Genomic DNA, 23,667 nt, shown 5'->3' with positions numbered 1-23,667 from the left:
GGAAGGGGTACGGCGACACCTCTCCCCGGTCGGGGAACCCGGCGAGACCGTCCGATCCGCCCGGCGAAGGCGTCCCGCTTCGCACCTCGACCGAGATCACACCCGGCACGGCACGCGCGGCCTCCACCCGCTCGGGCGCCGGCGCGGGGCCCTCCGCCGAGGTGATCCGGCGCAGCCCGGCGTACCGGGCGGGCCTGCGGCGCACCCCGGGGTCGGGCCGGCCCAGGACACCGGCGAGGGCCAGGGCGTGGATGTCGTGGCCGGTGGCGGCGGCCAGGAGTTCGGGGAAGGGGTCGGCGCCGGGATCGGCGTCCGCCTCCAGCAGGATCGGTCCCCGCCGGGTGAGCACCACCTCGACCCGGGCGGGGCCGTGACGGTGTCCGGCGGCGGTGAGCGTCGTCTCGGCCAGTCGGTGCACCCGGGCCAGCTCCCGGCGCCCCAGGTCGACCGGCAGGTCCCATCCCCGGGCGGCACCGGCGAGGAGGAAGGCGTCCGGCCCACGGGATCCCGACATCCGTCCGGACGCCGGGTCCGGCTCCGGGTGAACCCGGCGGCTGACCGCCAGAACGCTGTGCCGGCCGTCCCGGGAGTGGACGTCGACCCGCAGCTCCGGACCCTCCAGGTACTCCTCCACGATCAGTGCGGGCTCCGGTGCCGACCGCCGGGAGAACTCGGCCGCCTCCGCCGCGGAACGCAGCAGATGGACGTCCGTGCCACCGGAGCCGGTGCGTGGTTTGACCACGCAAGGGAAGCCGACCCGCTCGGCGGTCGGCACCAGAGCCGCGACCCGGTCGCACCGTTCGAACCGCACGGGGGAAGCGGTCGAATGGTTGACCCGGTCCCGAAGCGCGGCCTTGTCCGTCAGATAGGCGACGGCCGCGTGTGGATTGCCGGGGAGGCCCAGGGACTCGTTGGCCCGGGCCGCCACCAGTGCGCCGGCCCCGGTGAAACCGAGGACGGACGCCGGGGGATGACGATCCGACGCACGTGTGGGGGGATCGGCGAAGTGGTGGACCGCCTCCAACAGGGAGGGGTGGTCGAACCAGTCGACGTCGATACGTTCATCGGCCATCAGACATGCCTGCCGAACCTCCGGCGAGGCGGAGGGGGAGGCCAACGCGAGTCCGCGGGCTCCCACCTTCCGTACCGCCCGGACCGCCGCCGGGGCGGGGTCGAGCAGGATCGCGGTGGGGGTACCGGAAGTCAACTCCGCCTCCCTTCGGCAGGCCGTGCGGATCGTGGCGTGGAGACGACACCCGGTGGGGCGAGCTCGACGCGACCGGTGGGGGACGCCCGGTCGTGCCCACCCCCGGGGGTGTCACTGCCAGATGCTGCTCAGCGGGGACGAGGAGTCCCAGATGCTGCTGGGCGTGGCATGGGCGGCTCCGGCGCCCAGCACCGAAACCAGCAGAGCCGTGACGGCGGCGAACGCGATCCTCTTCACGGTTTTCACTCCTATCTCCACAGGCCCTGATCGGGGTGGCATGCTGTTGCCGTCGATACTCACGGTCAATGATGGTGAAGTCGAGTCGGCCACGGTGGCGTCATGGTGCCTGGCGGCTTGACGCCAAGGGACGGCTGTCGTCGTACGAGGAAAGAAAACGTGCTGGAACCCAGCGAGATAGGCGCGGCGGCAACCCGCATATACCGGCTCAGGGTGATCCACCCCACGGACTCCGTGGCACAGGTCGCGGCTCGGGCGGGAGTGGCGCCCGATGAGGCCGCCAGGGCCGAGGAACAACTCGCCGACCTGGGGTTGTTGCGACCGTCGCCGGGAGGGGGCTGGGTGGCGATCAGCCCCGAGAGCGCGGCGGACGAGCTGCTCGCGCCACTCGAGCAGGACATCCTGCAGCGGCGGATCGCCATGGCCGCGACCAGGGCCCGCCTGCACGCCCTGAGCGGCGACTACCTCGAGGCCCGCAGTCTGCGTTCGGCCAAGACCAACATCGAGGTGATCAAGGGGATCGACAGCATCCGGGCCGTCATCGACGACCTGACACGCACCTGTTCGAGTTCCCTGGACACCCTCGCGCCGGGTGGGGGCCAGAGCGAGCAGGCCATCCGCTCGGCCGTGCCACTGGACCTGGAGATGCTGGCCCGGGGCGTGGAACTGCGCACGATCTTCCAGCACAGCGCCCGACGACATCTGCCCACCGCCCAGTTCGTCGCCAGGATCACGGCGGCCGGCGCCCGGGTGCGCAGCAGCAGCACGCTGCCCTCCCGGGTGCAGATCTACGACCGGGTGTGCGCGGTGCTGCCCATCGACCCGGAGAACACCGGCGCGGGGGTGGCGCTGGTCCGCGACCCGGCCGTGCTCGGCTTCGTGCGTCGGTTGTTCGAGTACTACTGGGAACGGTCGGTGAACTTCTCCGAGGTGGACCGGGTCGCCGGACCGGCGCCGACCGGCCTGGAGCGGGACGTCCTGCTGCTCATGGCCACCGGCAAGAAGAACCAGGTCATCGCCCACCAACTGGGCATGTCCGACCGCTCGGTGAGCCGTATCGTGTCCACGCTGATGGAGCGTCTGGACGCCGACAGCCGCTTCCAGGCGGGGGTCAAGGCCGTGCAGAACGGCTGGCTGACATGAGGTACCGCCCCGGTCACCGCCCCCGCCCTCCCGCCGACCGCGGCGCACCGGGGCGGCGATGAACCATCCCAGCGGGTTGTCGGAGGGCACCCTGCGGGTGTACCGGCTCCGGGTCTCCCACCCGACGGATTCCACGGCTGGGCTGGCCCGGCGGGCGGGGCTGGCCCGGGAGGCGGTGGTCCGCGCGGAGGGCGAACTCTCGGCGCTGGGCCTGTTGCGCCCCTCCCCCGCCGGCGGATGGGTGGCGGTGGCGCCGGAGAGCGCGGCCGAGGACCTGCTGACCACGGAGGAACAGGAGATCCTGCGGCGACAGATCGCGGTCGCGGCGACCCGGACCCGGCTGCACTCCCTGTCCGGGCACTTCCTCGAGGCGCGGAGCCTGCGCTCCGCGCCGGGTGACATCGAGACCATCGAGGGGCTGGAGAACATCCGCGCCGTCCTCTCCGATCTGGCGCGCGAGTGCCGGCACTCGCTGGACAGCATGCAGTCCGGTCGGCGTGTGTCGGAGGAGGCGATCCGGGCTTCGATCCCACTGGACCTGGCCCACCTGGAGCGCGGGGTCGCCATCCGGACCCTGCTGCCGCGCAGCGCCCGGGGCGACCGGGCGGCCGTGCAGTACGCGACCCTGATCCGGGACGCCGGGGCACATGTGCGGTGCGCCGGGGTGCTGCCCAGCCGGATGCTGATCTACGACGGGACGAGGGCGGTGCTGCCGCTCGACGTGGAGGACACCGCCCGGGGGGCCGTGGTGATCCGCGACCCGGCCGTCATGGCGTTCCTGCGCCGGCTCTTCGACCACTTCTGGGAGCGCTCCGAGGGCTTCCCCGACCCCGACGCCGATCCGGGCGAGGCGGCCCCCTCGGGGTCGGCCCGGGACGTCCTGCTGCTGCTCGCCTCCGGCCACACCAACGAGGAGATCGCCGAACGGCTGGGCACCTCTCCGCGCACCGTGGTGCGCACGGTCACGGAGCTGATGGAACGGCTGGGCGCGGACAGCCGGTTCCAGGCCGGCGTGCTGGCCGCCGAACGCGGCTGGCTCGACGACCCCGGCCCGGAGGACGACGGGTGACCGCGGCGAGGGGGACGGGGGCGCACGGCGGTGCGGGACCTTGGGGAAACGAGGCCCCGTCCGATCGACGCGGGCTACGCTCGGCGCCATGAACGATCCCCGGAACCCGGTTCGGAACACCGCCCGGAACAGTGCCCCGAACGACTTCCGGAGCGGGGTGCGGTATCTGGGCCGGGGACAGCGCTGGGTGCTGGGCCGGCCCCGGTTGTACGCGCGGTGCCTGCTGCCCGCCCTGGCCGTCTTCGTGGTCTACGCGGCGGCACTGGTCGCCCTCGCCCTCCATCTCGGCGAACTGGCCGCGCTAATCACCCCCTTCGCGGACGACTGGGAGGACGGCGGTCGGACGGCGATCCGGATCGCCGCCGGGCTGGCGCTGCTGGGCGTCGGGCTCCTGCTGGCGGTCGTCACCTTCACCACCGTCACCCTGCTGGTCGGCGATCCGCTCTACGACGCGCTCTCGGTGAGGATCGAGGAGGGGGAGGCCGCCGGGACGGGGATCCCGGTCCCCGAGGGACCGGATCGACCGCTGTGGCGGGAGCTGGCGATCTCCCTGCGCGAGAGCCTGGGCACGCTGGCGTGGACCCTGCTGCTCGCGGTGCCGGTCCTCCTGGTCGGTCTGGTGCCGTTCGCCGGACAGGTCTTCGGATTCGTGCTCGGCACGGCGGTGGCCGGCTGGTTCCTCACCGCCGAACTGACCGCCTACGCGCTCCAGCGGCGCGGCCTGGGGTTGCGCGAACGGCTGCGTTTGGTGGCGGGACGACGCCGCACGGCGCTGGGCTTCGGGATGCCGCTGGTGGTGCTCTTCCTGATCCCGGGCGGGGCGGTGCTGTTCATGCCGGGGGCCGTGGCGGGGGCCACCCTGCTGGCACGCGACATCGCGCCGGAGACCCCGGCCGCGCCGGCCGCGCGGGCCACCCCGACGGGACCCGTGCCCGGCGCCGGGGCGTGACCCGGCTCGGTGTGACCCGCCCGGGCGGCCGGACGTGACCCGACCCGGTGGCACCGGCGCCCGAGACGGCGGGTGACGATCCGGGGCGACCGGCACGACCACCCCGGCCGGCCGCGAGACGGCGTGCGCGTCGGTCGGACGGTCGGACCGCCCGTCGACGCGGATCGGGACACCCTCCGCCGCCTACCCGCACCGGCGTCACCGATCACCGATCACCGATCACCGATCACCGATCACCGATCACCGGCACGACCGTCCGACGGCACGGTCCGGGCGTCAACCGGCCGGGGTCGCCCGCCGAGGTCCCGTCCCGGCCGACAACACCTCCCGGTCCGGTGCGGGCAGCCACCCTCGGCCGGGCGGGGACGGCGGACCGTCGCCGGGCCCCGGCGGGCTCCGTCCTGCCGAGCGGGCCCCCGGAGGGTGGGACCGGTCGGTCGCCGCCGGTCAGGAAGCGGGGCGGGAGACCACGGCGCGCAGGAACTCCGCCGCCACCGGGCCGGCGTGCGAGCCGCCCGACCCGCCGTCCTCCAGCAACACCGCGAAGGCCAGGTCCTCCTCGCCGAGGAAGCCGATCATCCAGGCGTGGGTGGACAGTTCACCGTCCTCGCCGGCGACGAACTCGGCGGTGCCGGTCTTGGCGTGCGGCTCACCCGGCACGTCCCGCAGCACGGAGGCGGTGCCCTCGGTGACCGTGGCCCGCATCATGGCCCGCAGGTCCTCGACGGTGGAGGCGGCCAGGCCGTGCGGCGGCTCCCACGCCTCCTCGGCCAGGTCGGGGACCAGGATGGGCTGGTGGAACTCCCCCGCCGCCACGGTGGCGGCCACCGCCGCCATGCCCAGCGGGCTCGTCTCCAGCCGGGCCTGGCCGATCAGCGAGGCCGCCAGGTCGCTCTCGCCCTCGGCGGCCGGCACGCTGCCGTCGAAGGTGACCATGCCGGACTCCCACTCGCCGCCGACGCCGAACGCCAGCGCCGTCTCCCGCAGGGTCTTCGGTTCGAAGCGGTCGCGGTGGCCGATGAAGGCGGTGTTGCAGGAGGCCGTGAACGCCTCGTGCAGCGTGGTGTCCGGGCCGAGTTCGAACTCGTCCTGGTTGTGGAAGCGGTAGCCCTGGACGACCGCCTCCTTCGGGCAGCCCAGCACCTCGTCGGGTGCGGCGCCGGCCTCCAGCAGGGCGGCGGTCGTGATCACCTTGAAGCCGGAGCCGGGGGCGTACCGGCCCTCGGCGGACCGGGCGAAGTCCAACGGCTGGTCGGCCAGGGCCAGCACCTCGCCGGTGGAGGGTCGCACGGCGGCGATCGAGCCCTTCTGCTCCTGGCCGGCCAACGCCTCCTCGGCCGCCGCCTGGATCGCCGGGTCGATGCTGGTGTCCAGCGGCTCGCCGTCGATACCGCCCTCGCCCTCGACCAGGGTCTCCACCGTGCTCGCGGACTGCCGTTCGGCGATCACCACCGAGGTCAGCGGGACCCCGGCGAGCCGCTCGTCCCAACGGGCCTGGAGGCCCGAGGTGCCCTCGCCGGTCTCCGGGTTCACCCCACCGACCAGTGAACGGGCGGCGTGGGCCAGGGGACGGGAGGACTGGTCGAACTGGAGGCCCAGCACGGCGTTGAGTTCGTCCCGGTGTTCCTCGTAGAGCTCGTCGCGGATGGTCACCACGTGGACCGCCCGGTCCGGGTCGGCCTCCTCGACCCGCTCGGCGAGGGCCTCGGTGTCCACGCCGACGTCCAGGGCGTCGATGACGGCCCACGCCCCCTCGGGGTCGACGAGCACGGCGGGCCAGACGCTGATCGACCACACCTGTCCGCTGCCCGCCAACTCGGTGCCGTCGGCCGCCAGCACCGACGCGCGTTCCGGCTTGGCGGTGGTGCGCATCAGTGTCTGATCGTCCGCCAGGTCGGGGTGGATGAGGGAGGGGTCCCAGTGCACCAGCCACCCGCTGTCGGTGGGGGCGTCCTCGGTCGCGGGGACCAGCGTGATGGTGGAGTCCACCGTCCACTCGGGCAGCCCCTCGCCGAGGTCGTAGACCACGGTGTAGGGGACGGCGACGACGCCGGCGGGCACCTTCTCGTCGGCCTCGCCGGGTTTCCCGACCGCGACGGTCTCCCGCCCCTCGGGTGAGAGGTTGCGGTTCACCGACTCCAGCAGCGAGGCGGCGGCCTCGGGGTCGTCGGTGAGTTCGGCGGCGGGTTCCACCGCGTCGTCCAGGGGCCAGGCCCGCAGGAACTCCTCCGCGAGCTCGGTCGCGCCGTCCCCGGGATTGTCGTCGCCACCGCGCACCAGGAGTAGAACGACCGCTCCCGCCACCAAGGCCACCAGGGCGATGGCCGGGATCATCACCTTGCCGCGCACTGCTTTCCCCGCTCCCCGGGGGCAGCCGGCGCCCCCAGCGCTCGACACCTGTCCACACCCTACACACGGCCGGCGGGGCCGTTCCGCCCCTCGGGGAAGCCCCGTTCCGGCCCGCGGGGCCCCGGACCGGGGACGGGCGACCCGACCACGGGAATTCCCGGACCGCAATTTTTCCCTACGCCACCCCGCGAAACGCAGTTCGATTATTCACGGGGAAAGGTGAACCTAAGGATGCGGCACACTGTCCCTGCTCGACCAGACGAGGAGAACGACATGGGTCAGCCCGTCACCACCGTCCGACGAATGCGGCTCGGCATGGAACTGCGTCGCATGAGGGAGAACGCGCGGGTCTCACAGAACTCGGCGGCCGATGCCATCGATGGGAGCGATACGAAAATCAGTCGGGTCGAGGCCGGTAGAACAAGTCTGACCCGTCTGGAACTCGACGCCCTCCTGGACCTCTACGGCATCACGGACCGCGAGTTCCGCACCGGCCTTCTGGAGCTCAACCGCACCGCCAGACAACGGGGTTGGTGGCAACAACGCGGCGATGTCATGGCCCCCAAGCTCCAGGAACTGATCGAGCTCGAAACCACCGCCACCCGGATCTTCGAGTACGAACCCATCGTGATCCCCGGCCTGTTCCAGACCCGGGAGTACGCGCACGCCGTCATCTCCGGCTTCCCACCCCCGACCGACCTCACCGTCGAGGACGCCGTGCGCATCCGCCTGGATCGACAACCCCTGCTGGAGCAGCCGGACGCCCCCTGGATCGTCTGCGTGCTCGACGAGGCCGTCCTGCACCGCCGGATCGGCAGCCGCGCCGTCATGGCCGACCAGTTGGGAAAACTGATCGAGGTGAACCGACTTCCGCGGGTCTCCATTCGCGTGGTGCCGTACTCCTCGGGCGCGCACGCGGGTACCGACGGCAGCTTCCGTTTGTTCGGCTACTCCTCGCCGGTGGATATGGACATCGTCTTTCTGGAACAGAAACAGAGTAGGATTTTCATCGAGGACGAAGCGGACCTGGTGCCCTACCGTGTCGCGGCGGAGCAATTGTGCGATCGCGCGCTCACCCCGGAGGCTTCCGAACGCCTCATCGCGGCCATCGCAGCCGATTTCCACGAGGATCAGCAGGAGTGACCCCATGCGACACGACCTTCCCACCGACCGGTGGCGGAGATCCAGCCGTTCCAGCGCCGCGAGCGGAAACTGTCTCGAGACGCAGACCACAGACGACGCGCTGATAGCCGTCGGCGACAGCAAGGCCCGCGACCACGGGGCGCTGGTCTTCCCCCCGGTCGCCTGGACGGCCTTCCTCTCCCGGACGGGAATCGGCATTCCCCCAGATCCCCCTTCCGGCCTCCCCCGTGATCACCACCGGGGCCGGTCGGCCCCCGGCGAACGGGGCCCGGCCGGAACCGGGTGACCATTCCCACTCCCGGCCCCCCTCGTCCCCGCGCCCCGACCGCGCCGGATCACACCCCGGCGGACGGGCCGTCGCGCCGCGCCAATCCCGTCTCCCACGCCCGAGCGGCGATCTCCACCCGGTTCCGGGCACCCCACTTGCGCTGCACGTTGGTCAGGTGCGTCTTGACCGTGCCCACGCCGATGGTCAGCGCCGCCGCCACCTCCGCGTTGGTCGCCCCGCGCGCCACCAGCGCCACCACCTCCCGCTCCCGCTCCGAGAGCGGATCGGCCCCGGGCCCGGGTTCCGGCCCCGGCTCGGCCGTCAGTCCGCGCAGCAGGGAGATGGTGATCGACGGGCTGATCAGCGCCTCCCCCGAGGCCGCCGCCCGCACCGCCTCCACCAGCAGGGTCGGGCCGGCGTCCTTGAGCAGGAACCCGTAGGCCCCGCCGCGCAGGGCCCGCCGCACGTACACGTCGTCGTCGAAGGTGGTCACCACGACCACCCGGGGCGGATCGACGACCCCCGGCCGGGTGAGCAGCCGCAGCGCCTCCAACCCGTCCAGCCGCGGCATCCGGATGTCCATCAGGACCACGTCGGGACGGTGACGGCGTGCCAGTTCGACGGCCTCCGCCCCGTCGGCGGCCTCCGCGACGACCTCGATGTCCTCCTCCGCGGCGAGGATCAGCCCGAACCCCGTGCGCACCATGGCCTGGTCGTCCGCGATCACCACCCGGATCGTCATCGGCCGACCGCCGCGCGGGCGAGGGGCAGTTCGGCGCGGACGGTCCAGCCGGCCCCCGGCTCCGGCCCGGCCCGCAACGTGCCGCCGATCAGCGAGACCCGCTCGTCCAGGCCCGTGAGCCCGAACCCGCGTCCCGCGCCGCGTCCGGGGCCGTGTCGGCGACGCCCGTCATCGGTCACCCGCACCACCAGACCCTCCTCCTCCCGTGCGAGGTCCACCTCCACCCGCCGGCAGTCCCTCGCGTGCCGGCGGGCATTGGTGAGGGCCTCCATGACCACGCGGTGCGCGGTCTCCACAACCTCCACCGGTGGCTCCCTTCCCGATTCCGCGACACCCTCGCCGATGGTCAGCCGGATGCGGGCGCCGTCGGGTGGCACGGCCCCGGAGACCAGCGCCTCGATCCGCTCCCGCAGGCCGCCCTCCCGGTCGGCGGCCCCGGGCACGGGAACGGCCGGTGACCCGCTCTCCCGCAATATCCCGACCATGCCCCTCATCGAGGTCAACGCCTCTCCCCCGGCCTCCTCGATCCGACGCAGGGCGGGCAGGACCGCCTCGGGACGCTTCTCGGCGATCGTCCGGGCGCCCTGGGCGAGCACCACCATGCCCGTCACGTGATGGGCGACGAAGTCGTGCAGGTCGCGGGCGAAGTCGGCGCGCTGCTCCAGCCGCACCGTCCGCTCCCGCCGGCGGCGGTCGATCGCCACGAACCGCACCGCCAGCCCGGCCCCGGCCACGACCATCACCACCACCGCCGACAGGAGCGCCAGGATGATCCCGATCTCCCCGACCCCGGGGGTCAGGGGACGCAGCACGACAGCCGTGATCATCAGTGGGACGGCACCGAACGCCACCGGCGCGGCGCCGCGCGCCGCGACCACGGCCAGCAGCGTCGTGAGGGCGAGGAGTTCGGCGAGGCCGTAGGGAGCGGCGCCGTTCCACCACGGCCGGGTACCGGCGGTGGTCACCAGTGAGAGGAGGGCGGCCCCCACACCGACCCATGCCAGGGCCCGGGCCCCGAGCAGGGGGGCCGGCGCGGCGAGTCCCGCGATGATCAGCCCGGTGTGGAGCACGAGCCCTCCCCTCGTGCCGTGGAAGGAGTCCGTCCACACGTACTCCAGGGCACCGACCGTGAGGAGGACCGCGCAGAGTCCGACCGCGAGGGCGGGGGCGAAACGGCCGACCGTTCCACGACGAGTGGTCATGCCGGGAGTTTAGGTCGGGCGGGGGACGGGACGGCTCGGCCGAAAGTCATAGCCGGGAGAGCGATGATCCCGCTTTCGGGAGATCCACCGGGCCGGGCGGGCCGAGCAGACTGCGGAGCGGGTCGGCAGGGTGCCGACCACAGCGCCCCCGAGGAGCCCCCGGTGAACGATTTCGACCTCTCCTTCCGTATCGACCCCGCCGTCGGGTTGGGCCCCCTGTTGGTCGCCTTCGCCGTCCTGGTGGCCGTGCGCGCCGCCCGGAACCGACCGGGATGGACGGGGCGCCACGCCGCCACCCGGCTGATGGCGGCCGGTTACGCGGCGGCCGTGGCAAGCATCACGATCTTCCCGATCGTGGCCACCTACGGCATGTACGCCAATCAGGTCGCCTGGTACAACATGCTCAACCCGATCCCGGTGCTGACCGTCGACTTCACCTTCCTGCCCAACATGATCATGTTCCTGCCATTGGGTGTCCTGCTGCCCCTGCTCTCCCGGCGGGCCCGCTCGGTGGGCCGGGCGACGCTGCTGTGCGCCCTGACGAGCCTGACCATCGAGACGGCCCAGTGCCTGTCCTACATCATGTTCAACAACGGCCGGTCGGTGGACGTCAACGACCTGCTGGCGAACACCCTCGGCGGGCTGCTCGGTCACCTGACCCTGCGCGGGGCGCTGCGCGTGTCCTTCATCGCGGACACGCTGCGCACCCTGGCGCTCCCCGGTTCGGCCCTCGCCCCGGAGCGGACGCCCACCGCCCCCGTCGCCGCGTGACGGTCCGGGGCCCCCGACCCGGGATACCGGGCCGGGGCCTCGTCGGGCGAACGGAACGGGGTCGCGGGTCAGTGCACCACGGCGCAGAGTCGCCTGAGGGGACGCGCGAGGACCGTGTCCATCCGGGTGTCCGGGGCCCCCGGGGCCTCCCGGGCGTGAACATCGCGAAGATGGTCGACGGCGGCCGTCACGGACGACTCCAGGCGCCGGAGGGAACGTTCGGTTCTCAGTAGGGAGATCCTGTTCCGCAGATCGAGAGGCCCCAGAGCCTCCCGCAGGGCGGTCGAGGCCGGGGGAAGCTCCCGGCGGGTGTAACGGAGGAACTCCCCCAGCTCATCGAGGGCCGCCGAGGCGTGCTCCCGCCGCTCCCGCTCATCTCCCGCCCCGGCCAGGGCGTCGATGTGTCCCTTCGCGTAGAGCAGTTGTTCCATCGCTCCCAGCGCGGTTTCCGTCACGAGTTCCCGGCCCCTGCGCACGGCGGTCGCCATTTCGAGCCGTTCCCCGGGGGACGGTGGTCCGTACCCCGGGCCGCGGTGGGCCAGCGCGTCCAGGAATCGCCCCGGGGAGGACCGCGTCTCCGGGAGGTTCCCGGGGTCGGATTCCGAGAGGTATCCCGGCCCGGAATGGGTGAGGGCGTCCACGAACCTCATCAGGGACATCGGGCATCACCTTCCTCGGACATCTCGGCCCCGCTTCCGGTCGCGTTCCCCTCCCGCGGGGCGGGGAGCGACCCGCCCGTCCTCCCCGGAGCCGATGGCATCGCCGGGTGACCCCGCTGCCATGCGTTGAAGAATGAGGGAGGCGCCGGCGCCGACCGCGAAAGCACCGAACGCGGTGAGTTGCCGTGAGGCCGCCAGGGCCCCGGCCACACCCGCGCCCCGCCCGGCGAGCGCCGGGCGGGGCGGGGCGGAACGAACACGACGAGGCCCCCGACCGGGAATCCGGGCGGGGGCCTCATTGTCATGGGGAGTGGAGATGGCGGGAATCGAACCCGCGTCCAACGGTGCGGAAGAAGGACTTCTCCGAGCGCAGTCCGCTTCGATTTTCTCGGCCCCGGAGATCACGCGGACAAGTCTCCGACGGGCTCAGTCACTGTTGAATGTCCCTATCGGCCCCCGTGACCGGGGTCGTAGGTAAAGTTCCCTAGCTGATGCCAGGACCCGGGACGGGAACACGCCCGGACTGACACTTCACGCTTGCTGCGTCAGGCAGCAAGCGCGAAGGAATCGCGCTTCTGGTTGGCGATTATTGTTTCACGGCGGGTGGTTAACGAGATCATCGCCGTGCTTCCTCGGCTCGCTTCCCCTGCCTCGACAGCCGCTGTCGAAACCGATCATCCCCATGTTGAGTTGACAAGCGGTGCTCCGGCCGAAGCCGATGCCACCGTTCACCTGCGGCCCATGATACAGGAGCCGCCGTCGTTCCGGCCGGCGGTTTTCCCCCCGATGTCCGGGGGGTGTGCCGGGGCCCGACCGCCGACCCTCCGGGACGCTCAGGAGCGCTGTCGCCGCCGGGCGGCGGACATCGCCCGGTCCGACTCGCGCCGGTCCTGCTTCTCGCGCAGCGTCTGCCGCTTGTCGTACTCCTTCTTGCCCCGGGCGAGGGCGATCTCGACCTTCACCCGGCCGTTGAGGAAGTACAGGCTCAGCGGCACCAGCGTCAGGCCGGTCTCCTGGAGCTTGCCGATCAGCTTGTCGATCTCCGACCGGTGCATCAGGAGCTTGCGCTTGCGACGGGCGCTGTGGTTGGTCCATGTGCCCTGCGCGTACTCCGGGATGTGGGCGTTGTGCAGCCACACCTCACCGGCGTCGATCTGTCCGAACCCGTCCACCAGGGAGGCCCGACCCTGGCGCAGCGACTTCACCTCGGTACCGGTGAGCACGACCCCGCATTCCCAGGTGTCCAGGATCTCGTAGTCGTGCCGCGCCTTCTTGTGCTGCGCGATGAGCTTGCGCCCCTCGGCGTCGGCCTTCTTCTTGTCAGCTTTCTTGGTCTTTGCCATGGCCGCACCATCCTACGATCCGGAAGCCCCGGGGGCCCCCGGTTTGTTCCCCACTCCGGTCACCCCACTCCCCGGGGCGGTCCTCAGGCGCCGCGGGAGAGCGCGGAGAGCACCCGCCCGGCCCGCACGACCGGATCCTCCCCCGGCTCCACCGGCACGTCCGGCTCCAGGCCCTCGCCCTCGACGGGCGTGGTGCCCGCCGGGGTCGCGTAGGTGCCGACCGTCAACTCCGCCACGCTGCCGTCCGGCTGCCGGCTCGGCATCTGGACGCTGCCCTTGCCGAAGGTGGGCCGTCCCACCACGACGGCCCGGTTGCGGTCCCGCAGCGCACCGGTCAGCAGTTCGGCCGAACTCATCGTTCCGCCGTCCACCAGGAGGACCACCGGGCGCTCGGTGTCCCCGCCGGGGTCGGCGCGCAGCGCGTGCTGGACGCCGCGCACGTCGTAGGTGCCCACCAGGCCGCCGTCGAGGAAGACCGACGCCGCCCCGGCCGCCTCGGTGATCAGGCCGCCGCTGTTGCCGCGCAGGTCGAGAACGACACCCTCGCCCTCCGGCATCCGACCCACCACCTCGCGCAGCCGCTCCGCCGACCCCTGCACGAAGGAGGAGATCCGCACCCGGGTCACCCCCGGCGCGTCCCGGTGGACGGTGACCGGCTCGCTGACGAGCACCGCGCGCTCCACCTCCACCTCGATCACCTCCCCGGCACCCGTGCCCACCCCGACGGCGCGGCCGGCGTCCGCGGAGCGGGAGACCCGGCCGGACGCCCCGTCGTCCCGAACCTCCCCGGGCGTCTCGGCCCCCCCGGGCGTGTCGGAGGTCCCGGCCCGGGCGGTTTCCGCACGCTCCACGCCCAGCCGCACCCGACTGCCCGGCCCCGCCTGCCCCGGCGGGAGAGCGCTGCCACGCAGGCGGGCGACCACCTCGGTCACCGGCAGATCCTCCACGGCCACGCCGTCCACGCTCCGCAGCGCGTCGCCCGGGCGCAAACCCGCGCGGTCCGCCGGGCCGCCCTCGTGCACGCGCTCGATCTCGATCCGGTCCTCGCCCACCCGACGCACGGAGATGCCGGTGCCCACGTACTCGCCCTCCAGGGAGAGCCGCCACGCCTCGTACTCCTCGGCGGTGTAGGAGGCCGACCACACGTCACCAGAACGACTCACCACGGCCTCGGCGTCGGCCGGGGCGGTGCTGCCCGGTCCGATGCCCGCCGGCGGGAGGTCGGCCACCACGTCGCCCCACGCCGCTCCCGCCGCACCCGCCGCGAGCGCGCCGACGAGCAGACCGGCGAGCGCCGTCCCGCGACGCACCGGACGGGTCGGGGTTCCGTTACGCACACGTGACATGGGTCGGGAGTCTAGACCGGCCGGCGGGAACGCGCGGCAGGATGCGCGGTGGCCGGAAGGTGATCTGTCACACCATCAGGCGGTGCGCGGCCGTACGGCACCGGAACCGGCCGGAGCCGGTGGGGCCTCAGACCTTCAGGTACTTGCGCAGCGCGAAGAGCGCCGCCACGGCGGGCATCAGAGCCCCCACCACCAGCAGGAACGGCAGCACCGAGAGCACCGCCTCCCAGCCGACGAAGTCGATCACCTGGATGCGCGAGTCGAGGAAGCCGTCGATCAGGAAGGACTTCCCGACCACCAGGATCAGACAGGCCAGCACCGCCCCGATGAGGCCGGCGATCGCCGCCTCCAGGATGAACGGCATCTGGATGTAGAAACTGGAGGCACCGACCAATCGCATGATCCCGGTCTCGCGTCTGCGGCTGAACGCGGAGACCCGGACCGTGTTCACGATCAACAACAGCGCCACCACCAGCATCAGCGCCATCAGTGCCAGGGCCGCGATGTTGACGCCGTTGAGGAGTTGGAAGAGGTTCTCCAACAGGGCGCGTTGGTCCTGGACCGAGTGCACCCCGTCCCGGCCCGCGAAGGCGGTCGAGATCACCTCGTAGCGCTCGGGGTCGCTCAGCTTGACCCGCAGCGACTCCTGCATCTGGTCCGGGGTGACGACGGCCGCGATCGGCGAGTCCTTCTGCTGCTCGGAGTAGTGCGCGTACGCCTCCTCCGCCGACTCGTGGAAGACGTCCTCGACGATGTCGTACTGCCGCAGCTCGGCCTCGAGTTCGTCGCGCTGCTCGTCGGTGACGGCGCCCCGGGCGCAGGCCGGGTCGGTCTCGGCGTCGATCTTGTTGCACAGGAAGATCGACACCTGGACCTTGTCGTACCAGAAGTCCTTCATGCTGGTGACCTGCTCGCGGGCCAGCAGCGACCCGCCCAGCAGGGACAACGACAGCGCGACGGAGACGATGACGGCCAGCGTCATCGTGACGTTGCGACGGAGACCGACGCCGATCTCCGACAGGACGAAGTTGGCGCGCATGGCGTCCTTCCCGTGGTGGTGCTCGTGGTCGGAAGCGGGAGCCCCGAAGGGGGCGGAGGGGGCGAGGGAACCGTCGGTGGGACGGTCCGGGCGCCGGAAAGGGGCCGAACCGTCCCGGTCGTCAGTTCTGGTAGCCGTAGACGCCGCGCGACTGGTCGCGGACGAGGCGGCCCTTGTCCAGCTCGATGACCCGCTTGCGCATCTGGTCCACGATCTGGGCGTCGTGGGTGGCCATGACCACGGTGGTGCCGGTGCGGTTGATGCGGTCCAGCAGCTTCATGATGCCGACCGAGGTCTGGGGGTCGAGGTTGCCCGTGGGTTCGTCCGCGATCAGCAACATGGGCTTGTTGACGAAGGCCCGCGCGATGGCCACGCGCTGCTGCTCACCACCGGACAGCTCGCCCGGCATCCGCTCTTCCTTGCCGGCCAGGCCGACCAGGTCGAGTACCTGGGGCACCGTCTTGCGGATCTCGATGCGGGACTTGCCGATGACCTCCATCGCGAAGGCGACGTTCTCCCCCACCGTCTTGTTCGGCAGGAGACGGAAGTCCTGGAAGACCGTGCCCAGCTTGCGGCGGACCTGGGGCACCTTCCAGTTGGAGAGGCGGCCGAGGTCCTTGCCGAGCACGTGGACGCTGCCCTGCGTGGCCCGCTCCTCCCGGAGGATCAGCCGCAGGAAGGTGGACTTGCCGGAGCCCGACGAGCCCACCAGGAAGACGAACTCGCCCCGCTCGATCTCCAGGGAGAGCTCGCGGAGGGCGGGCGCGTTCATCCGGGGGTAGGTCACGGAGACGCTGTCGAATCGGATCACGATTGCACCTGGCTGATACGGGGTAGATGCGGTAGGAGCACTGTGCGCGGCTCCCTCTTCGAGGGCCGACCCTACGCGACCGGGCGGGGCGCCGGCAGACACCGTCACACCCCGTGCCGATTACTCCCGCTTTGTCCCCACCGTTCTCCGCCGATCCCCGGCGTTCCGGCCGGGATTCGCCACGGGACCCAACCCCTCTCCCCCCGGGTCCCGCGCGCCTCCCCGTGCCCCGACGGGCGCCGTCCCCGTCGGCGACCGACCGGGTTCCCCGCCCCTCGGTTCCCCTGCCGGCGGGACGCCGCGTCGTGAACGCCGGCAGGATGGAGGGTGACGCGAACGTCACCGCCGCCCCTCGGGGAGGCGGAGAAGGTGACGGAAGGAGGCGATGGCATGACCGTCGGATGGGCCGAATGGCTGGTCTGCGCGAACTGCGCGGGCCGGGTGAGCGAGGGCCGCTGCGCGGTCTGCCGCGACCGGTTGGCCCGGATGCGCCGCGAGGGCGGACCGGTCGCCGGCTCGGCGATGCTGTTCGCCCTGTTGCTGGCCCTGCTCGCGGTGGCCCTGGTCGTGGCCCGTCCGGCCTGATCGGGCGCGGGAGGCCGGTGGGGCGGGAGAGGGCGCTCCGGGAGCGCACCGGGGGCCCCGGTGGGCCCCGGACGGGGACGGCACGCCACGACGACCGGGACGAAGCCGGATCGGGAACCGGATCGGGTGGGCGGGAACGCGGAACGGGCCCGGAGCGATGTGCTCCGGGCCCGTTCCCCTGCGCTGTCGCCGACGGGACCGTCCGTCCCGGTCACCGGCCGTGACCGGGTTCCGGCGACCCCGGAGGGCCGCCGAACCGCCGGGTGCCCGGGCCGTCCCGTCATCCCCGAAGGAGGATCAGGCGGTGGCGGAACCCTTGGCGACGATCTTCGGCAGGTAGCGGAAGGCCACCCCACCGGCGATCATCGTCGCGGCGCCGACCAGCAGCAGCATGTCGCCGCCGGAGGCACCGGTCTCGGCCAGCTCGCCGCGCTCCTCGCCACCGTCGGTGGTCGGGTCGTTCTGCACCGGCGGGGTGAGGCCCTCCTCGGCCTCGGGGGCCTCGAGACCCTCCTGGCCGCCGCTCAGCTGCGGGGAGCCGTTGCCACCGGTGCCACCGGTGGTGCCGTTGTCACCGGTGGTGCCTGTGGTGCCGGCGCCCTCGTCACCACCACCGGGAGTGCCGGGGCCACCAGTGGTGCCGGCGCCCTCGTCACCACCGCCCGGGGTGCCGGGGCCGCCGTCGCCACCCTGGTCGGCGCCCTCGTCACCACCACCGGGAGTGCCGGGGCCGCCGTCGCCACCCTGGTCGGCGCCCTCGTCACCACCACCGGGAGTGCCGGGGCCGCCGTCGCCACCCTGGTCGGCGCCCTCGTCACCACCACCGGGAGTGCCGGAAGCGCCCTCGTTGTCACCGCCGCCGCTGGTGTCGCAGTCGTCGTCGATGGTGGGAATGCAGTCCCCCGGCGGCGGCGTCGGGTCATCGCCCTCGTTCGCCTGGGCGACGCCCGCCACGGCGAACGAGGCGCCCGCCGCGAACACCGCGCCGGCTGCCACGCGGGCCGCCGCGATGCGAATCCTGGAATTGGCCATGAAAGCCACTACCCCCTGTGATTGATGGAGTTGTGTGTCAATGACGCGTCATCGAGGCAGACATACAGGGGCGACGGGCCGTGATCGAGGTCCCCGTCGTGCAGTTGAGCCCCCCGGGCCACACGCGCCCCGAACAGGGTCTGCCGAGCGAACAGCTTTCCCGTTCCACACAACCCCGTCAAGTCGGCTTTCCAGGGGGGTTCTCCGGGCATCCCGTGAAAAGGCCCGGCGGTGAACACCGCCGGGCCCGGGTCGTGATTCCCCCGAGGGGGTGGGGGGTTACACCCCCTCCTGCTCCCGCTGCTTGCGCCAACGGATGCCGGCCTCGAGGAAGTCGTCGATGTCGCCGTCCAGAACCGCCTGCGGGGTGCCGACCTCGTGCTCGGTGCGCAGATCCTTGACCATCTGGTACGGCTGCATCACGTACGAACGCATCTGGCTGCCCCAGGAGTTGCCGCCCTCGGTCTTGAGGGCGTCCATCTTGGCCTGGTCCTCCTCCTTGCGGCGGGCCAGCAGGCGGGCCTGCAGGACGCGCATGGCGGCGGCGCGGTTCTGGATCTGGGACTTCTCGTTCTGGCAGGAGACGACGATGCCGGTCGACAGGTGGGTGATGCGCACCGCCGAGTCGGTGGTGTTGACCGACTGCCCACCGGGTCCGGAGGAGCGGAAGACGTCGATCCGGATGTCGTTGTCCGGGATGTCGATGTGGTCGGTCTGCTCCACCACGGGCAGCACCTCGACGCCGGCGAAGGAGGTCTGCCGTCGCCCCTGGTTGTCGAAGGGGGAGATGCGGACCAGCCGGTGGGTGCCCTGTTCGACGGAGAGGGTGCCGTACGCGTAGGGGGCCTTGACCGTGAAGGTGGTGGACTTGATGCCCGCCTCCTCCGCGTAGGAGGTGTCGAGGATCTCGGTGGGGTAGCCCTTGCGCTCGGCCCAGCGCAGGTACATGCGCTGGAGCTGCTCGGCGAAGTCGGCGGCGTCCACGCCACCGGCCTCGGCGCGGACGCTGATCATGGCCTCGCGCTCGTCGTACTCGCCCGAGAGCAGCGTGCGGACCTCCAGCTCGGAGACCGCCTTGCGGACGGCGTCCAGCTCGACCCGCGACTCCTCCAGCGTCTCGGCGTCGCCCTCGGTCTCGGCCAGCTCGAAGAGGATGGCGAGGTCGCCGATGCGACCGCGCAGCTCCTCGGTGCGGCGCACCTGCCCCTGGAGGAAGGAGAGACGGGTGGTGACCTTCTGGGCGTTCTCGGGGTCGTCCCACAGGGAGGGGGCCGCCGCCTGCTCCTCGAGCACGGCGATCTCCGCCCTCAGCTTGTCCACGTCGAGGACGGCCTCTACGGACTCCATCGTGGTGGTGAGGGACTTCAGCGCTTCGGATACATCGACGACTGCCACGTCCCCCAGCCTAGCGGCTGGTGGGGCGCGGGCCCGCTCGCCGGGCACGCGGGTTTCCCGCCGGCCGATCGCCGGGGGTCGGTCCCGGCCCGGTGCCGGACGGTGCTGGACGGTGTCGGGGCAGGGTCCGGGGCAGGGTCCGGGCGGTGCCGGTGGGGGGTCGGGGCAGGGTCCGGGCGGTGCCGGGGCAGGGTCCGGGCGATGCCGGTGCGGTGCTGGACAGTGTCGGGGCGGGGTCCGGGACGACCGTGGGTGCCGGCGTTCAGCCGGTGAGCAGGATCACGACGAGGAGCAGCAGCGGGAGCAGCACGGCGACGAGGGTGAGGGCGAGCCGGCGACGGCGTTCGGCCGCGCCGTGGCGGGCCGAGCCGGCCCGGGGGCTGCGGGGGTCCCGGGGGACACGGGCGGTGCCCCGGGGCCCGCCGGTGAGCTCACCCGCGTCGGGGACCCTCATCCGGGTGTGGGTGACCCGTTCGTCGTCGGGGTCGGAACCGTCGACGAGGGGGACGGCGCCCCGGCGCGCGGCGGGGGCCTCGTCCTCCCCGTCCTGCTCGGGGAGGACGTGGGGCCCGGCGTGTCCGGCGTGATCGAGGCTCCCGGCGGGAACGCCGGGGCGTCCGGTCGTGCCGACCGGGCCGCCGGTCCGACCGCCGGGGGCGGGGGCGCCGACGGCGGAGGACGACGCGCCCCGCCCGTTGACGGCGCCGGGACGGCCACCGCCGGTGTGGGGCGCGCGGCCGTTGCGGGCCGCGGGCACGCCTCCCGCGGCGGAGCCGGCCTCCACCTCCAGAGCGGGCAGTCCTCGGAGCGCGGGGTGGATCTCGCGCAGCCGCGCGGCCAGTTCGGAGGCCCGCAGCCGTGAGGCGGGCGATTTGGCCAGACACTGCTGGATCAGGTGCCACAGTTCCCCGGGCAGGCCGGGCAGCGGGGCGGCCTGTTCGGTGACCTGCCGGCGCAACACGGCGCCGCTGTGGCCTCCACCGAAGGGGGTGAAGCCGGCGAGGAGTTCGTAGAGGACGGTGGCCAGGGCGTAGATGTCCACCGGCGCCCGGGAGGGCAGCCCCTCGATGATCTCGGGGGCCATGTAGTCGGGGGTGCCGACGACACCGGAGCCGGAGCCCCGCCGGGGCTCGTCGACGAGTTGGGCGACACCGAAGTCGGTGAGCAGTGCGACGGGGCGCTCACCGGCGGTGTCCAGCAGGATGTTCTCGGGTTTGACGTCGCGATGGACGATGCCCGCGGCGTGCGCGACGGCGAGTCCGGCGGCGATGTCCGCGACGATCGCGACCGCCCCGGCGGGGGCGAGCGGGCCGTGTTCGCGCAGGTGGGCCCGGAGGTCGGGGCCGCGCACGAGGTCCATCACCAGGGCGAGGTCGGGTCCGGGCCCGGTACGGGGCCCGGTACGGGGGCGGGGGACGCCGGCGGGGGCCCCGTCGGCGTCGGACTCCGTACCGGCGTCGGTGTCGCGGGCCGGCCCGCCGGTTCCGGGCGTGTCGCCGGTGGTCGTGTCGGCGCCGGGGGCCGGGGCACCGCCGGTCCCGCCGGCTCCGGACCCGCCACCCGTGCCCACGGGCTCGCGGCGGACGGGGTCCGAGACCGTGATCAGGTCGCGGACCCCCACGATGTTGGGGTGTTCCAGACCGAGCAGGGTGTGCCGCTCGTGGGCGAAGCGTTCGACCAGCTCGGGATCGGCGGCCAGGTCCTCCCGCATGACCTTGACGGCCACCGGACCGTCGGGCCCGTCCGCGAGCCAGACGGTGCCGGCGGCGCCGCGACCCAGGACTCGGTGGAGGGTGTACTGGCTGCCGATGTTCCGTGCCATGGCGGGAGGCTACGACGCGGGGCACGAATCGAGGGCCGAAGTCCAATGATTTTGTCCGTATCGTCCCGGAAAGACAGCCGGAAAATCTCCGGGGGAAGTCGACAAATTCCCTGGACGGCCGTCCCTCAGCCGCCGGGCAGGTTGTTCTGGAAATCCTCCACCGTGTCCCGGGCACCCTCGGCGAAGCCGAGCATCTCCTGCAGCGAGGCGAACCACTCCTGCACCGTCTCCCAGAAGCTCTGCCCCTCGGCGATCCAGTCGGGCAGCGGGGTGAAGTTCCAGGCGACGAAGACGAGGGCGGCCAGGACCAGCACGATGACCAGACAGCCCTTCAGGCACCCCAGACCGGGGATCCGGACCGGGTTGGCGCTGCGCCGCGGCTCCCGCGGCGGACGCGGTTCCCGCCGGGGCTCGGGCCTCGGCTGCGGACGTGGCCGGGGCTCGGGACGGCGCTCCGGGCGACGCGGTGGCTCGGGCTCGTAACGCTGCGGCCGGCCGTAATCGTCGGGACGCCGGGCGGGGGCCGACCGGCCGTAACCGGGATCGGCGGCCTGCCGGGGCCGCTGCGGCGGCTGCTGCTCGGGCCGGGGTCGCCGCTGCGGCGCCCGGTACAGGGGATCCTGCGCGGGGTCCAACGGTTGCACGGCGGTCTGTTCGTTGCGGTCGCGGGCCGCCCGCATCTGGCGCTCCCACGGATGGGGCTCCTCCCGGCCGCCGGGGCTCCCCGAGTCGTCGAAGCCGCCGGCCGGCATCGCCCGGGTGGCGTCCAAATCCCCCCGGTCACCCGGGCCGCCCGGCCCTCCGCCGGCGGCCGGGAGCACGCTGGTGGCGGCGTTCGGGTCCGTCCCGCCGAAGCCTCCGGAGCCGCCCGGAAGGGCCTGCGTCGGTTCGGCGCCGGGAGGGCCGGAGGGGGCGCCGCCGGTGCCGGGCACCCGCGCCGGGTCGGAGGGCGGGGCCAACAGCGCGGCGACGCCGAGTGCGGCGGTGCGCTCGTCGGGTCCGGCCCGGTCGGAGATGCCCGCCGCCACGGTGCGCAGGGCCCGGGCCAGGTTCTCGGCCGAGGGGCGCTCCGCCGGGTTCTTGCGCAGGCAGCGTTCGAGCACCGTCCACAGCGGACCGGGGACCTGCTCGGGGCGGGCGGGCTGCTCGGACAGGTGGCGCTGGAGGACCTCCAGGGCGGACCCGCCGCGGAACGGCGGCTGTCCGGTGAGGAGTTCGTACAACAGGATGCCGGCGCCGTAGATGTCCACGGCGGAGGTCTGACCGCGTCCCTCGGCGGACTCGGGAGCGACGTAGGAGGGAGTGCCGACGAACTCGTGGGCGCGGGTGACGCCCGGCGAGTCGGCGAGTCGGGCGATCCCGAAGTCGGTGAGCATCGGCCGCAGCGGTTCGTCGCCCCGGCCGCCGGCCAGCAGCACGTTGGCGGGCTTGAGGTCGCGGTGGACCACGCCCTTGGCATGCGCGGAGGCGAGCGCGTCGGCGATCTGCGCGGTGAGCAGGGCCGCGGCGATCGGGGTGAGCGGGCCGTTCTCGTAGAGGTGACGGTGCAGGTCTGGGCCGTCGACCAGGTCCATCACCAGGGCGAGGAGATCGCCCTCGACGACCATGTCGCGGACCCGCACGATGTTGGAGTGGTTGTCCTGGCCCAGACGCAGCAGCACGGAGCGCTCGCGCAGGAAGCGCATGACCACGTCGGGGTCGTGCGCCAACTCCTCCTTGAGGACCTTGATGGCGACCAGTTCGCCGGGGTGGCCGGGCACAGCGGCCTCGGCTCCGGCGGCCTCCCGTTGGCGGGCCCGCCACACGGTGCCGGTGGCACCGCGTCCGAGCGGTTCCTCCAGGAGGTACTTGCTCCCTACCGGCCGCACGCGCACTCCCGGGATCGTCTCGTCGGTGTCGCCGCCGGGGCGGTCCCCGCCGGCACGGTGGCGGGGCACGGGCGGGTGTCCCCGCGTCCGCTTCCCCGTCGTCGGGGTCGCCGTTCGGCGACCCCGGAGGCCCACTGTAATGCGCCCGTACGCGCGCACGTGTGTCGAACCCGAGGTCCGACGGTGCCGCGTCGGCCGTCCGGTCGCGGTGGGTCCGGAACGACTCGCCCCCGCCTCTCACCCCGTCACCGTCGGCGGCCGTCCCGGCACCGGCCGGCGCGGGTCCCCGGCCTCTCCCGACCGGCGTCGTTTCCCGACCACGACCGTTTCCCGACCACCGTCGCGTCGCGGACGACCACCCGACGGGAGGTGCTTCGCGCGCCCGGTGGGACGGGTCCTCCTGACGCGGCGCGTCGGTGGCGGGACGGGCGGTCGCCGATCGGTCGGAGGTGTCGGAGCCGCCCCCGGCCCGCGACCGTGGCACCTTCCCGCTCCGGCGACGCCGGAGCGCGGTCGCCGAACCCGGGAGGTGGGTGGCCGGGGTCCCGCGCCCCGGCGCCCGGGGGTGGGGGCCGCCGGGCGGGTCGTCCGTCGTCGCCGCCGAGGCCGGGATCGGGAGGCGGGACGCCCCTCCCGTTTTCCGGCCCCGCCGCCTCACCGGACCCCGGGGAGCGGGGCCGGGGCCGT

The 23,667-nt window shown here is 73.0% G+C and carries 21 protein-coding genes and 1 other RNA gene; 7 read left to right on the top strand and 15 right to left on the bottom strand.

Annotated elements, in window-relative coordinates; translation table 11 throughout:
- Positions 1–1,207 (bottom strand): acetyl-CoA carboxylase biotin carboxylase subunit family protein (locus LZF96_RS20260; protein ID WP_233874725.1); only part of this gene is annotated, 1,207 nt, incomplete at its 3' end.
- Positions 1,208–1,318: 111 nt separating this feature from the next.
- Entirely contained in the window at positions 1,319–1,444 is a 126-nt protein-coding gene (locus tag LZF96_RS26710) for a hypothetical protein (RefSeq protein ID WP_267941143.1), read from the bottom strand.
- Positions 1,445–1,603: 159 nt separating this feature from the next.
- On the opposite strand from LZF96_RS26710, the gene LZF96_RS20255 reads away from it, so the two are divergent.
- From LZF96_RS20255 to LZF96_RS20245, 3 genes are all read left to right on the top strand, one after another.
- Positions 1,604–2,587: a LuxR C-terminal-related transcriptional regulator gene (locus LZF96_RS20255; RefSeq protein ID WP_233874722.1), complete on the top strand. Its 984-nt coding sequence runs from the start codon at positions 1,604–1,606 to the stop codon at positions 2,585–2,587.
- Positions 2,588–2,645: 58 nt separating this feature from the next.
- Positions 2,646–3,656, top strand: a complete 1,011-nt coding sequence (locus LZF96_RS20250) for a LuxR C-terminal-related transcriptional regulator (RefSeq protein ID WP_233874720.1) — start codon at positions 2,646–2,648, stop codon at positions 3,654–3,656.
- An 88-nt stretch (positions 3,657–3,744) separates the two neighbouring features.
- Entirely contained in the window at positions 3,745–4,605 is an 861-nt protein-coding gene (locus LZF96_RS20245) for an EI24 domain-containing protein (protein ID WP_233874718.1), read from the top strand.
- A 447-nt stretch (positions 4,606–5,052) separates the two neighbouring features.
- Here the strand turns inward: LZF96_RS20245 and LZF96_RS20240 are convergent, their stop codons facing one another.
- Positions 5,053–7,002 (bottom strand): penicillin-binding transpeptidase domain-containing protein, encoded by a 1,950-nt coding sequence (locus tag LZF96_RS20240; protein ID WP_233874716.1) that lies wholly within the window; start codon positions 7,000–7,002, stop codon positions 5,053–5,055.
- A 225-nt stretch (positions 7,003–7,227) separates the two neighbouring features.
- Here LZF96_RS20240 and LZF96_RS20235 point away from each other — a divergent pair, with 225 nt between their 5' ends.
- Together LZF96_RS20235 and LZF96_RS20230 are read left to right on the top strand one after the other, a co-directional pair.
- Complete coding sequence (locus tag LZF96_RS20235) at positions 7,228–8,097, top strand: helix-turn-helix transcriptional regulator (protein WP_233874714.1); 870 nt, start codon at positions 7,228–7,230, stop codon at positions 8,095–8,097.
- Positions 8,098–8,101: 4 nt separating this feature from the next.
- Positions 8,102–8,383 carry a DUF397 domain-containing protein gene (locus LZF96_RS20230; protein ID WP_233874712.1) on the top strand — a complete coding sequence of 94 codons (282 nt, stop codon included), beginning with the start codon at positions 8,102–8,104 and terminating at the stop codon, positions 8,381–8,383.
- A 49-nt stretch (positions 8,384–8,432) separates the two neighbouring features.
- Here LZF96_RS20230 and LZF96_RS20225 read toward each other — a convergent pair whose 3' ends face one another.
- Both LZF96_RS20225 and LZF96_RS20220 read right to left on the bottom strand, forming a co-directional pair.
- Positions 8,433–9,107, bottom strand: a complete 675-nt coding sequence (locus tag LZF96_RS20225) for a response regulator transcription factor (RefSeq protein WP_233874711.1) — start codon at positions 9,105–9,107, stop codon at positions 8,433–8,435.
- Positions 9,104–10,309 (bottom strand): sensor histidine kinase, encoded by a 1,206-nt coding sequence (locus LZF96_RS20220; RefSeq protein ID WP_233874708.1) that lies wholly within the window; start codon positions 10,307–10,309, stop codon positions 9,104–9,106. The genes LZF96_RS20225 and LZF96_RS20220 overlap by 4 nt, the downstream gene beginning before the upstream one ends.
- 162 nt (positions 10,310–10,471) lie before the next feature.
- Between LZF96_RS20220 and LZF96_RS20215 the strand changes: the two genes are divergently transcribed.
- Positions 10,472–11,080, top strand: coding sequence for a VanZ family protein (locus LZF96_RS20215; protein ID WP_233874705.1), 609 nt, complete (start codon positions 10,472–10,474; stop codon positions 11,078–11,080).
- Between the two features lie 68 nt (positions 11,081–11,148).
- Here the strand turns inward: LZF96_RS20215 and LZF96_RS20210 are convergent, their stop codons facing one another.
- The 6 genes from LZF96_RS20210 to ftsE all read right to left on the bottom strand — a co-directional run bounded on the left by LZF96_RS20210 (position 11,149) and on the right by ftsE (position 16,278).
- Positions 11,149–11,739, bottom strand: a complete 591-nt coding sequence (locus LZF96_RS20210) for a hypothetical protein (RefSeq protein WP_233874703.1) — start codon at positions 11,737–11,739, stop codon at positions 11,149–11,151.
- Positions 11,740–12,047: 308 nt separating this feature from the next.
- Positions 12,048–12,421: a transfer-messenger RNA gene (ssrA, locus tag LZF96_RS20205) on the bottom strand.
- 151 nt (positions 12,422–12,572) lie between these two features.
- The gene (smpB, locus tag LZF96_RS20200; RefSeq protein ID WP_233874695.1) at positions 12,573–13,082 is read right to left on the bottom strand and encodes an SsrA-binding protein SmpB; all 510 of its coding nucleotides are present in this window, start codon (positions 13,080–13,082) and stop codon (positions 12,573–12,575) included.
- A gap of 83 nt (positions 13,083–13,165) precedes the next feature.
- Positions 13,166–14,428, bottom strand: coding sequence for a S41 family peptidase (locus LZF96_RS20195; RefSeq protein WP_233874691.1), 1,263 nt, complete (start codon positions 14,426–14,428; stop codon positions 13,166–13,168).
- A gap of 127 nt (positions 14,429–14,555) precedes the next feature.
- Positions 14,556–15,467, bottom strand: a complete 912-nt coding sequence (gene ftsX, locus LZF96_RS20190; protein WP_233874688.1) for a permease-like cell division protein FtsX — start codon at positions 15,465–15,467, stop codon at positions 14,556–14,558.
- A 121-nt stretch (positions 15,468–15,588) separates the two neighbouring features.
- On the bottom strand, positions 15,589–16,278 hold the full coding sequence (gene ftsE / locus LZF96_RS20185; RefSeq protein WP_233874685.1) for a cell division ATP-binding protein FtsE: 690 nt from the start codon (positions 16,276–16,278) through the stop codon (positions 15,589–15,591).
- Between the two features lie 390 nt (positions 16,279–16,668).
- Here ftsE and LZF96_RS20180 point away from each other — a divergent pair, with 390 nt between their 5' ends.
- Positions 16,669–16,863: a hypothetical protein gene (locus LZF96_RS20180; protein WP_233874682.1), complete on the top strand. Its 195-nt coding sequence runs from the start codon at positions 16,669–16,671 to the stop codon at positions 16,861–16,863.
- Positions 16,864–17,160: 297 nt separating this feature from the next.
- Here the strand turns inward: LZF96_RS20180 and LZF96_RS20175 are convergent, their stop codons facing one another.
- The 4 genes from LZF96_RS20175 to LZF96_RS20160 form a co-directional block, all read right to left on the bottom strand.
- On the bottom strand, positions 17,161–17,895 hold the full coding sequence (locus tag LZF96_RS20175; RefSeq protein ID WP_233874680.1) for a hypothetical protein: 735 nt from the start codon (positions 17,893–17,895) through the stop codon (positions 17,161–17,163).
- A gap of 279 nt (positions 17,896–18,174) precedes the next feature.
- A complete protein-coding gene (prfB, locus tag LZF96_RS20170; RefSeq protein WP_233874678.1) occupies positions 18,175–19,290 on the bottom strand; it encodes a peptide chain release factor 2 in 1,116 nt (371 codons plus the stop codon).
- Between the two features lie 262 nt (positions 19,291–19,552).
- Positions 19,553–21,112: a serine/threonine protein kinase gene (locus LZF96_RS20165; protein ID WP_233874676.1), complete on the bottom strand. Its 1,560-nt coding sequence runs from the start codon at positions 21,110–21,112 to the stop codon at positions 19,553–19,555.
- Positions 21,113–21,237: 125 nt separating this feature from the next.
- Entirely contained in the window at positions 21,238–22,980 is a 1,743-nt protein-coding gene (locus LZF96_RS20160; protein WP_233874747.1) for a serine/threonine-protein kinase, read from the bottom strand.
- Between the last annotated feature and the right edge of the window lie 687 nt (positions 22,981–23,667).

Source organism: Streptomyces sp. ST2-7A, from assembly GCF_021390475.1.
Classification (GTDB): domain Bacteria; phylum Actinomycetota; class Actinomycetes; order Streptomycetales; family Streptomycetaceae; genus Streptomyces.
The sequence above is the reverse complement of the archived record's forward strand: the minus strand, read 5'-3'. Positions and strand labels throughout refer to the sequence as shown.